General features: G+C 28.9%; 11 protein-coding genes. 2 read left to right on the top strand and 9 right to left on the bottom strand.

Features of this window, described 5'->3' with window-relative positions:
• Nucleotides 1-48 precede the first annotated feature (48 nt).
• Together AMN83_RS01650 and AMN83_RS01645 are read right to left on the bottom strand one after the other, a co-directional pair.
• Nucleotides 49-1158 carry a glycosyltransferase family 4 protein gene (locus AMN83_RS01650; RefSeq protein WP_075503854.1) on the bottom strand — a complete coding sequence of 370 codons (1110 nt, stop codon included), beginning with the start codon at nucleotides 1156-1158 and terminating at the stop codon, nucleotides 49-51.
• The gene (locus AMN83_RS01645; RefSeq protein WP_075503852.1) at nucleotides 1112-1321 is read right to left on the bottom strand and encodes an NAD-binding protein; all 210 of its coding nucleotides are present in this window, start codon (nucleotides 1319-1321) and stop codon (nucleotides 1112-1114) included. Before AMN83_RS01645 ends, AMN83_RS01650 begins: the two co-directional genes overlap by 47 nt.
• A gap of 31 nt (nucleotides 1322-1352) precedes the next feature.
• On the opposite strand from AMN83_RS01645, the gene galE reads away from it, so the two are divergent.
• Nucleotides 1353-2345 carry a UDP-glucose 4-epimerase GalE gene (gene galE, locus AMN83_RS01640; protein ID WP_075503850.1) on the top strand — a complete coding sequence of 331 codons (993 nt, stop codon included), beginning with the start codon at nucleotides 1353-1355 and terminating at the stop codon, nucleotides 2343-2345.
• Nucleotides 2346-2579: 234 nt separating this feature from the next.
• Here the strand turns inward: galE and AMN83_RS01635 are convergent, their stop codons facing one another.
• The 6 genes from AMN83_RS01635 to AMN83_RS01610 all read right to left on the bottom strand — a co-directional run bounded on the left by AMN83_RS01635 (nucleotide 2580) and on the right by AMN83_RS01610 (nucleotide 8536).
• Nucleotides 2580-3164 carry an amino acid synthesis family protein gene (locus AMN83_RS01635; protein WP_075503847.1) on the bottom strand — a complete coding sequence of 195 codons (585 nt, stop codon included), beginning with the start codon at nucleotides 3162-3164 and terminating at the stop codon, nucleotides 2580-2582.
• A gap of 3 nt (nucleotides 3165-3167) precedes the next feature.
• The gene (locus tag AMN83_RS01630) at nucleotides 3168-4334 is read right to left on the bottom strand and encodes an LLM class flavin-dependent oxidoreductase (protein WP_075503845.1); all 1167 of its coding nucleotides are present in this window, start codon (nucleotides 4332-4334) and stop codon (nucleotides 3168-3170) included.
• Nucleotides 4335-4457: 123 nt separating this feature from the next.
• Nucleotides 4458-5609 (bottom strand): glycerol-3-phosphate dehydrogenase, encoded by a 1152-nt coding sequence (glpD, locus tag AMN83_RS01625; RefSeq protein ID WP_075503843.1) that lies wholly within the window; start codon nucleotides 5607-5609, stop codon nucleotides 4458-4460.
• Between the two features lie 57 nt (nucleotides 5610-5666).
• Nucleotides 5667-6635, bottom strand: coding sequence for a 2OG-Fe(II) oxygenase family protein (locus AMN83_RS01620; RefSeq protein WP_075503841.1), 969 nt, complete (start codon nucleotides 6633-6635; stop codon nucleotides 5667-5669).
• Nucleotides 6632-7585, bottom strand: coding sequence for a DMT family transporter (locus tag AMN83_RS01615; RefSeq protein WP_075503839.1), 954 nt, complete (start codon nucleotides 7583-7585; stop codon nucleotides 6632-6634). Before AMN83_RS01615 ends, AMN83_RS01620 begins: the two co-directional genes overlap by 4 nt.
• Nucleotides 7586-8536, bottom strand: coding sequence for a DMT family transporter (locus tag AMN83_RS01610; protein WP_075503837.1), 951 nt, complete (start codon nucleotides 8534-8536; stop codon nucleotides 7586-7588).
• A gap of 62 nt (nucleotides 8537-8598) precedes the next feature.
• Here AMN83_RS01610 and AMN83_RS01605 point away from each other — a divergent pair, with 62 nt between their 5' ends.
• Nucleotides 8599-9585: an arginase family protein gene (locus AMN83_RS01605; protein ID WP_075503835.1), complete on the top strand. Its 987-nt coding sequence runs from the start codon at nucleotides 8599-8601 to the stop codon at nucleotides 9583-9585.
• Nucleotides 9586-9587: 2 nt separating this feature from the next.
• Here AMN83_RS01605 and AMN83_RS01600 read toward each other — a convergent pair whose 3' ends face one another.
• Nucleotides 9588-11168 (bottom strand): choline dehydrogenase, encoded by a 1581-nt coding sequence (locus tag AMN83_RS01600; protein WP_075503833.1) that lies wholly within the window; start codon nucleotides 11166-11168, stop codon nucleotides 9588-9590.
• Nucleotides 11169-11219: the final 51 nt, after the last annotated feature.

Below are 11219 nucleotides of genomic sequence, written 5' to 3'. Positions count from 1 at the left end.
TAAAAATGAAATCTATTCATGACTATGAAAAGTTGTTAAGTTCAAAACTTATATGAATTTCGAATAATTTTCTGCATTTAAGGAAAGCTCTTTTAGCAAAATTTTGTTATCTGCTAATAGAGTTAATTTATCAACAATTGAATTAATACTCCTAATAGGAATAACAAATCCACAATTAGATTTTCTAACAAAATCACCTGCTCCAGTATTTTCAGTAATTATAACAGGACATCCAGCAGCTGCTACTTGCAATATTGTTAAAGCAAATCCTTCCTCTATACTTGGCAGGACATATACATGACAAGTATTGATTAAATCATTTAATTTTAAATGATCTACGTGCCCGTAAATAATAATATTTTCCTGCTGTAACTTTTTTTCATAAAAATGATTATCTGAAGTCTTTGAGCCAATAACATGCAATCTTTTGTTAGGATGCTTAAATTTTTTAAAAGCTTCAATAAGATAATGCAAACCTTTTCTAACAGATTTAGAAGCTAAAAATAATATATCAAAGTATGTATTACTTTTTTTTATATTTTCATTTCTAAAAAAAATTTTATTGTTAACACCAAATTCTAAAACTTTAACTTTATCATTTAAGTTGTCTCCAAAGGTTGATTTATTAAAATTGGATGGAACTAAAATCATATCTGCTTCTTCGTACTCTTTTCTTTCTCTATCTAAATACCAATTGTTCATTGGTATATAATCTAAATTAAGAGTTTTATACTCTTCTTGTAAAATATTATTCTGAAAATCTATATGAGTTGAAGTTCTGTCACAGACATAAAGCTTACCTTTGTTTTTAGTATTTTTTCCTGATTCAAGTCCACACGAAGATTGGGCAATTAAAACATCTATTTCATCGTCTTTATCAATTATCTTTGAGGTTATTTTATCAATTTTTTGTAGGCCATAAATATTTAATAAATGATCAATTTGTTTAAATGATCTTAACTTAATCAAAGGTTCTCTTAAAATTCTTATTAAACCATTCGCTTCTACAAATTTTTTTGGAATCCCTTCTTTTTTTAATTTAAACCAAGGATATCCAGAAATAATTTTCGATAATTGATTTTTTTTTAATAATTCTCTACCAAGTTCAAAATTATGAAATTTTCCTGCAGAATTTAATAGATATTTTCTTTTTTTCATTAAAATTATTAAATATGTTATTATAGCAGAGACCATAACTATCTCTTTCTAAAAGAACAACGTTTTTATAACCAAATTTTGTTAAGTGATAAACAACAGAACAACCTATAAACTCACCTCCAACAACAACAACTTTAGTGCTTTTAGGTAAGTTTTTTGACATATATAAATATAGTTTAAAAATTTAATTTTATATGAATATTTTAGTCACTGGTGGTGCAGGATACATAGGTAGCCATATAATTGAATTACTGGTTAAAAAAAAAACTAACAAAGTTATTGTTTTAGATAATTTATCAACTGGTAACAAAATTTTAATTAATCAAAAATCTAAGTTTTTTAAAGGTGATATAAATAATAAAAAAATAATTAACAGATTAATTAATAAATTCAATATAGATACAATTATACATCTGGCTGCCTCTTTAAATGTAAGTGAGGCTCAAACAAATAAAAAAAAATATTATAAAAACAATATTACAGGAACAAAAATCTTACTTATGTCATGTAGAAATACAACTGTTGAAAATATTATTTTTTCTTCATCTTGCTCAATTTATGGAAATATAAAAGGTTCTGTAAATGAAAGAAAAAAACCAAATCCACAAGGTTATTATGCATATACTAAATACAAAGGTGAACAATTAATCAAAAAATATGCTTCTAAATTCAATTATAATTTTGGAATATTAAGATACTTTAATGTGGCTGGAGCAAGCCCATCAGGGAAAATTGGTGAGATAGAAACCTCTCACGGACATTTAATAAAAAACTTTGCTATTCAATCAATGAAAGAAAAACCTAAATTAAACATCTATGGAAATAATTATAATACAAAAGATGGAACATGTGTCAGAGATTATATTCATGTATCAGATTTAGCTGATATACATATAAAAGGAATAGACTATCTCAAAGAAAATAAAAAATCATTTACTTTAAATTGTGGTTATGGAAAAGGATACTCAGTTTTACAAATAGCAAATAAATTTAAAAAAATAAAAAAAAATACTCAAATTAATTTTATGAAGAGAAGACCAGGTGATATCGCTCAGGTCTATTCGAACACTAAAGAATTTAAAAAATTATTAAAATGGAAACCAAAACACAACGATATTAATAAAATAATTAAAAGTGCGATCAATTGGGAAAAAAAATTAAAAACTAATTTTTATCGAAATTTTTAACATATTCTAAGTCTGAAGCTATTAGTTGCTTATGCGCTGAATATATATATTACAGGATTTATTTTTATTTCTTTTTTAAGAAAATCTAATTAATGATTTATGCTTAAAAAATTCGATTTGTAGTTTCCACATTTGTTGATTTAAACTAACACCATGAATAAAGATTATTGGTAAAGAATTTTTATTATTAAAATAATAATGATTTTGATTGTTATCAAAATTGTAAGACATCAGTTAGATATCGATGCCCATCTCTTTCATGTCTTGATATCTATCACCTGTTCTTGCATGAGCTCGTCCAGTTGGGGCACCTCCAATAGCAACAACTATTTCATCTTCATTAGGGGCATCATGAATTGTAAATTCATGCGTTAGATAAAAAGGTCTTAATCCAGCATCAGTTTTATGCATCATTGGAATTGAAATTTTTGCACCTGCAGGACCTCTAGTGTTAGTAAAACTTAAATAAGAAGTTCCGCCAACGGCATCTCTAAATTTATTTCCAAATCTTAAAGTATGAATAAATGCAGATGCATGTTCTATTTCACCATTCAATCCAACCATAGCAGCTTTCCCATAAGCTAAAATTTTTTCACCTGATCCAATTTCTTTTATTAACTCTGGCACCAATAGATCTCCTAATTGAGGTGCAAGATCTAATATTTCTGGTTTTAAATCTTCTACAAAACCTTTTTTAGCCCAAGGATTTTCTATTACAGCTGCAACCGAAACTAACAGAATAGGCTCTTTTGCTTTTTTTCCACCTTCAATAAAAGTTTTATCTACAAATTTTGCAAATTTTCTAAGTTTTAAATTCATTTACTAGCTAGCTCTTTGTATGTTCGTATCTATTGGTTTTATATTTGGAATTACTTCTTCTGTAAATAATTTGATGCTTCTCATGCAGTCTTCGTGTTTAATTCCTGGAAAGTTAGACCAGACTTGTAAATTTTGAAGATTTAATTCTTGTTGAAGTTCTTTTATTTTTTCTATTACAAACTCAGGTGTTCCAAACAAAAGATTTCTTTTATGAAGAAATTCATAATTTAATAAATCCAGCTTATTTTTTGTCTCTGGTAATTTTTCATCTGGATCCATATGATTTCCCAATCCTCTCCAATGACAAACCCATCTCATATAATTTACAATATGTTCTCCAGCCATTTTTTCAGCCTCTTCCATAGTTTCTGCAACAAACATATCTCTAACCAAACTTATACCCTCACCTAGTGGTACATCTCTATTTTCAGCTTTAGACTTTGCCTCTTTATAAATTTCAAATCTTTTTTTCAAAGCTTTTACAGTTGGGATCCACATAATTGTATTAAGTCCATTTTCTGCTGCCCACTGAATTGATCTTTCTCCATCAACTACTTGAGAAATTGGCGGGAAAGGTTTTTGATAAGGTTTTGGTAATACAGATATTTGCTTTAATTCATTTGTTTTTAAATCTACAACATTTTCTTTTGGAGGACTCATATCGTGTTGCCAAATGAAATTAGGGGATGGATAAGTATAGAATTCGCCTTGGTGAGAGAAGAAGTCTTCAGACCAAGCTTTTTTCATTACGTCCAATGTTTCAGAAAATAGTCTAAAATTTTTTGCTTGATCTTTTAAGTCAGATTCTTTGTTCATGTTAATGGCTTCTCTTCCATAAACTCCTCTTCCAATACCAACTTCCACTCTTCCTTTTGACATTTGGTCAAGGGTAGCAATATCTTCTGCAAGTCTTATAGGATTGTGAAATGTTATTACGTTGCAAGCTTGTCCTAAACGAATATTTTTAGTTCTTGCAGCAGCATCAGTACACATCATTAGTGGATTGGTGCAAGACTCCATTCCTTCATGATTAAAATGATGTTCGGTATACCAAATAGAATTCCAATTATTTTGATCACAATATTCAGTGATTTCTCTAGCTTCGTCTAAAAGTTGGGTATAAGGTTTTTTATCCCAATTAGTAGTATTACAAAAATATCCAAAGTTCATAAAGCCTCCTTTAAAAATTAATTTAAAGACGACCGATCCCACTTTCGTAAATTTTTGAATTTAACGACGAGTTATGTATCGCTTTATTAAGTAACGTTATCACTTTTTTAAAGCAGAGGAAATCTAAAAAAGCCTCTTTTTGTCAGTCCATGGTCCTTTTTTTGTCTTAGGTAAAAACTTTTTTAGATCAATTAGGACTTTTTCGGACAACTTTCTGTAGGTAGTAAGTTTTCCTCCATAAATATTTAATAGAGGCATTTTTTTTACAATCTTTAAATCAAAAACATAATCTCTTGTAACTTTTGAAGCTGTATTAAAATCTTCAATTAAAGGTCGTATTCCTGAATAAGTATCTAAAATGTCTTTCGTACTGATTTTTTTTTTTAAGTAATTATTTACTGAATTAATTAAATATCTAATTTCTTTTTTAGATATCCCTTTGTTTTCAGGAGATTTTACTTCTATTTCGGTAGTCCCAATTAGTGAAAATTTTCCTTTATAAGGAATGACAAATATTATTCTCTTGTCTGTGTTTTGAAATGTGAACGCTACATCAGCTTTATACAATTTTTTTGTAATGATATGACTTCCTTTAACTAGTCTTATTTTTTTCTTAGATTTGATTTTGATATTTTTATGTAAAGTCTCATTTATCCATGGCCCAGATGCATTGATTAAAACTTTTGATTTTATTTTTTTTCCTTTTTGAAGACTGATAACCCACTTATTATCAATAATTTCAGCTTTTTTAACTTTGTTATATTCTATTATTTTGGCTTTATTTCTTTTTGCATCTTTAGCATTTAATTTTGTTAATTTTTTATCATCTATTTGAATGTCAAAATATTGAAAACCAGTTTTATATTTTTCTTTAAGAATATTCGGAAATTTTTTTGCAAGATCATATGTTTTGGATTTTGGAATATTGGTTTTTCCCCCTAAATTGTCATACAAAAACAAACCAAATTTAATTAACCATGCTGGTCTAATTTTATCAGTATGAGGAATAATAAATGGAATAGGTTTTGAAATATGTCTAGCAATCTTGTAAACAATTTCTCTTTCCTTTAAGGATTCTCTAACTAATTTGAATTCATAATTTTCTAAATAACGAAGACCACCATGTATTAATTTTGTAGACCAAGATGATGTTGCTCCTCCAATCTCACCTTTGTCAGCTAGACAAACAGACAAACCTCTTCCAGCAGCATCTCTTGCAATACCTGCACCGTTGATACCACCACCTATTATGAATAAATCAAATACTTTAGACATTTAAATTATGAATTGTTTATAAAATGTAATTATAAATTTTCAATGACTTAAAGTGCTTTACCGTTGATATTCAACAAATTTTTTTAAAGATCGGTTTAGAAATTTTTCGTAAATTTGACCTGAACTTGTATGTTTTTTAGAGTTTAGGAATGATTTATTCATTCTAAAGTCATACGAGGGTTCAAAAAAGAATGGAACAGAGAGTCTCTTGCTTTTATTCCAAAGAACTCTGTGATTGGTTGCTTTAAACTTACCTTTGCTTAGAAATTCTAGAGCTCTACCAGTATTTACTACTAAAGCATTTTTATTAAATGGTACATCATGCCAATTCTTTGTCTTCCTGTTTTGTACTTGAAGACCACCTTTCCTATCTTGGTAAAGAATTGTGAATATCCCACTATCAACATGTGTTTCACATCCAAGAGCAACACCATCTTGTTTTGAAATCTCTACTGGTTTTGTTTGATTTGGATAATAATTAAACCTTAAAGTGCTAAGTGTTTTTAATCTTGAAAAAGCCTCCCTTGATTTATTGGGATTCATTTTGTTTAGTTTAATTAAACTTTTAAATAAAGTTTCACTTAAACTATAAATTTTATCAAAATATTGGCTCAAGGATTTAATTGAAGTCTTATTAAAACATATGCCCAGATTTAAATATTCAATATATTGATTATTTAATTTTGAAGAATATCTTTTAGTTACTTTTAAATCCCCTATATCTAAACCTTCTTTGCCATTTACATCATTGGGAAAGTATCCTCTGTAAAGATTTTTGTTTTTCTTATTCCATTTTTTTGGTGATAATTTCCTTTTTTTGCTGTCTGGCAAATGGAAGAATTTATTTCCTACATTACATATTTTTTTAATTTCTTTTAAGTCAAGCCCATGTCCTGTTATTTGAAAAAAACCTACTTTAACAGAAGCTTTTTCAATTTCTTTAATTGTTTTAAATGCACTTAGAGTTTCAAAATTGTTTTTGACTAGTGAAGATATATTGATTGTTGGTATATAGTTTTTGGTCATCTTCTAACTGGAGTTTCTGTTGCAATATATTGATCTCTAGCCTTTTCTCTAAAGTAAATATAAATTCCAGCAGCTATTATACATGCAACTCCAAAAAATGTTCTACCTGAAGGAATTTCATTAAATAAAAAATAACCAGGTATCATAGACATTATAATTAGAGAATATTCAAACAAAGAAACCACAGAAGGTGAAGCAACAATGTAAGCTGAAAATATGCAGAGGAAAGCAATTGAGGCCACAAAACCAAAAAATAAGATAAATTTCCATGTATATTCAATATTTGAAAACCACTCTCTAAAAATAAACTGTGTAGTCGGATCAAAGTCGGGGTTATTAAATTGTCCATTTCCCATAAACAAATAAATTAGACCACATAAAATTAGGGCTATTAAATAAAAATAAAATAATTGAGTATTTACATCATCTTTGTCAGATGTGTATTTTGTTATAGTCATGGATGCAGCATAAAAGAATGCACATACTACTGGGAGTAAACTTTTGTATTCAAAATCAGAAAAGTTTGGGTCTAGTACAATAAAAACTCCTATAAAACCAAAGACAATTGCTGACCACCTTCTAATTCCAATAAATTCTTTCAAAAAAAATTTAGCAAAAATAGATACAAAAAAAGGACAAGAAAAAAATAAGGCATTTGCAGTTGCTAGTGGCATGTAAGTAAGAGAAATAAAGAAAGCTGAAAACGCTAAAAAGTGAATAACCACTCTAATAATTGTCCAAACAGGATAGTAAGTTTTTAGTGAAACTTTTTGTTTTCTAAATTTTATGTAACTAAAAAGTAAAATAGCTGCAACAAAATATCTTCCAAAAAAGATTTCATAAAGAGAGGCTTTCTCAAAAATATATTTAATTAAAGAGTCCTGCATCGCAAATAATGTCATTGCAATGATTATTAAAATAATACCTTTAGAATTATTATCTTTTGTCATTTATCTAAGAGGTTTTTCCGTAGCAATAGATTGATTTTGTGCCTTTTCACGCATAAAAATATAAACACCACTGCATACTATTATTAAAATTCCAAACACTGTATTTAATGAAGGTATTTCATCAAAATATAACCATCCTACAAGCGGTGACCAAAATAATATTGAATATTCGAAAGGCGAAACAACAGCTGGAGAAGCTATACTATAAGCTTTAAATAAAAAAAGAAATGCAGCAGTTGCCGTTACTCCAGTTGCAGTCATTAATAAAATGTTAGAGTTAAAATCAACAAACCATTCCCTGAATATAAATTGAGAAGCTGGATGATCCGAGACGTTATACTGACCATCACCAATTATAAAATAGAAAATTATACTAATAATTATTGCGCCAATATAAAATGTAAATGTTTGCGTATAAACACTATCTTTATCAGATGTTTTTTTTATTATTATCATAGATAATGAATAACAAAGCGCACATAAAATAGGTAATAAGCTTAAATAGTTAAAATTACTAAAATCAGGATTTAATGTTACATAAACTCCAATAAATCCCACAACTACAGCAGACCATCTTCTCAATCCTATTTCTTCTTTTAAAAAAAAATGAGCGAATATTGTAATTAAAAATGGAGTAACAAAAAATAAAGCTGTAGCTGTACCAAGTGGTAACACGGTCAAAGAAACATAAAAAGAGCTGAAACCAAAGAAAAAAAGTATTACGCGTGTAAATGTTAAAAGAGGATATTGGGTTTTAAATACTATTGGTTTTTTTGTAATTATTAAAAAAAATAAAATAAGCAAAAAACTTACCACAGTTCTTATTAGGTAAATTTCATAAAGTGAAACAAAATTATAAATATGCTTCATAATTCCGTCCTGGACAGAAAAAACTATCATTGCAATTAATATGAAGACTATTCCTTTAGGATTATTGTTTTGAACACTCATTTACGCTCTATATCAAAAAAGAATATGTTTTTAAATTTATTAAATTTGTGTCATATTTAATTATGATTTCAGAAGAAGATAAAATAATGATGGAAACTCTCTATTGGTGGGGTATTCCAACTTTATTTAGATGCAAAAATGATCCAGATCCAAAGAATTGTGATATTGCATTAGTAGGTGTTCCTCATAGTACAGGAAATGGAACTACAGAAAGAGATCAACATTTAGGTCCAAGAGCAGTTAGAAATATTTCTGCAATGCTGAGACGTTCACACTTTGATTATAAAATTGATCCATGGAAAGAAAATAAAATTCATGATTTGGGAGATGTTCCTTTTCCAGAAGCTAATGATAATGAAAAATGTATTGAGAGAATTTCAGCTTTTTATGATCATATAGAACAAGCGGAAAAACCTGTTGTTTCAATAGGTGGAGATCACTCAGTAACTGGAGGAATTGTTCAAAGTTTAGCAAAAAAGAATTCAAAATTAACTAAAGGAAAAAAAATAACATTCCTACATTTTGATGCCCATACAGATTGTTTTGAAAAATTAGATCATTTTTTGGGTGCAAAAAAATCAGCAGCACATTGGGCTTCTTATTTAGTTAAACAAGGAAATGTTGATCCACATACAAGTACGCAGATAGGTATAAGAGGAAATCCAAGAACATTAGATTGGTTACAGGCGAGTTACGATATTGGTTATCAAGTAATTACAATGGATGAATATAGAGAATGGGGTTATGAAAAATGTGTGAAAATGATTTTAGATAGACTAGGTGACAATCCAATTTATGTTACTTTCGATTTAGATTGTTTAGATCCAACAGTAGCTCCAGGAGTAGCAAACATAGAACCCGCGTATAAAGGATTTAATATGGATGAAGCACGAAAACTTATTCAATGTTTAAAAGGAAAAAATGTAATTGGTGGAGATGTTGCTTGTTTAATGCCAACAAAAGATAGTCCAAATCAAATTACAGCAATGGTTGCAGCTTCTATAATGTTTGAAATTATTTGTTTAATTTCAGTTTATCGTAACAAGTAATTTTAATTTAAAATAAATTCGGATGCTCTTTCAGCAATCATTAAAGTTGGAGCGTTAAGGTTTCCACTTGTAATTTCAGGCATTACAGACGCATCAACTACTCTTAGATTTTCAACACCATGAACTTTTAGTTTTTGATCTACAACAGCCATATTGTCTACTCCCATTTTTAAAGTACAAGATGGGTGGTAAGCAGTCTCAGCTTTAGATCTGATGTATTCTTCGAATACCTCATTAGTTTGGGCATATTCTCCTGGTCCAATTTCTTTTCCTGCAAAAGGCTTCAAAGAGTCTTGTCCTAAAATTTTTCTAGCTACATGAATACATTCTATTGTTTGTTTTAAATCATCCTCATGTTCAAGATAATTAAATTGAATTTTTGGATAATCATAAGGGTTTGAGCTGTTTAAAGTTATATGACCTCTACTTTTTGGATGGTTTGGACTTGCATGTAACTGGTAACCATGCCTATCTGGATCAACTAATCCATGATCGATTACAAAGGCAGGAAAAAAATGAAATTGAATATTTGGATACTCTCTTTCTGGAGATGATTTACAAAATCCTCCAGCTTCCAAGAAAGAAGTAGAACAAGGACCACTTCTATTCAAAAACCATTGAATTCCAATTCTAACCATATTTAACTTATTAACGTATGAGTATAAGGTGTCTTTAGTTTTGCATTCTTGCTGAACATAAGTTTCCAAGTGATCCTGTAAGTTTTTTCCAACACCATCTAAGTTGTGAACAACACTAATTCCTTTATCTTTTAAGTGTTGGCTTGGACCAATTCCAGAAAGCATTAGTAATTGCGGTGAATTAATTGCACCTCCACTTAAAATTACTTCTTTATTGGCATAAATCTTTTCGACTTTATTCTTTATTTTTACTTCAATCCCAATTGCTTTTTTTCCATCAAAAATAATTCTTTCAACAAAAGCTTCTGTAAATACTTTAAGGTTTTTTCTTTTTTTAGCAGGATTTAAATAATACTTAGATACACTTGCTCTTTCTCCCTTATGAATAGTAACATCGTACATTCCAAAACCTTCTTGTTCTTTACCGTTCATATCATTGTTTATTTTGTAACCAGCCTCACCAGCAGAGTCCACAAAGGCTTTGAATAAAGGATTTTTATTTTTAGACTGGTTCACTGGAAGTATTCCATTGCCACCCCGATATTCATTTTCTCCTTCAGACCATGTTTCAATTTTTTTAAAATAGGGAAGAACTTTTTCATAAGACCAATCTTCCAATCCAAATGATGCCCATCTTTGATAATCATTTGGATTTCCTCTGACAAATACCATTCCATTATGTGCAGAACATCCACCAATCATTTTTCCTCTAGGGCAGAATAATCTTCTGTTATGCAAGTGAGGTTCTGGTTCTGAATAATATTTGTAGTTATACTTTGGATCATGCATTGTGTATAAAATCGCAAGTGGCATGTTGACTTTCCAGATATCACTGGGTTTCCCAGCTTCAAATATGGCTACATTGTTTTGATCATTTTCTGTTAATCGATTTGCAAGTACACAGCCTGCACTTCCAGCGCCAATGATTAAATAATCGAAATTCATATAAGTTTTGAACTTAACAACTTTTCATAGTCATGAATAGATTTCATTTTT

It is taken from the genome of Candidatus Pelagibacter communis, assembly GCF_001180025.1.
In the GTDB taxonomy this organism is placed as follows: Bacteria; Pseudomonadota; Alphaproteobacteria; order Pelagibacterales; family Pelagibacteraceae; genus Pelagibacter; species Pelagibacter ubique_A.
Note: the sequence above shows the minus strand (reverse complement) of the source record. Positions and strands in the feature narration are given on the sequence as shown.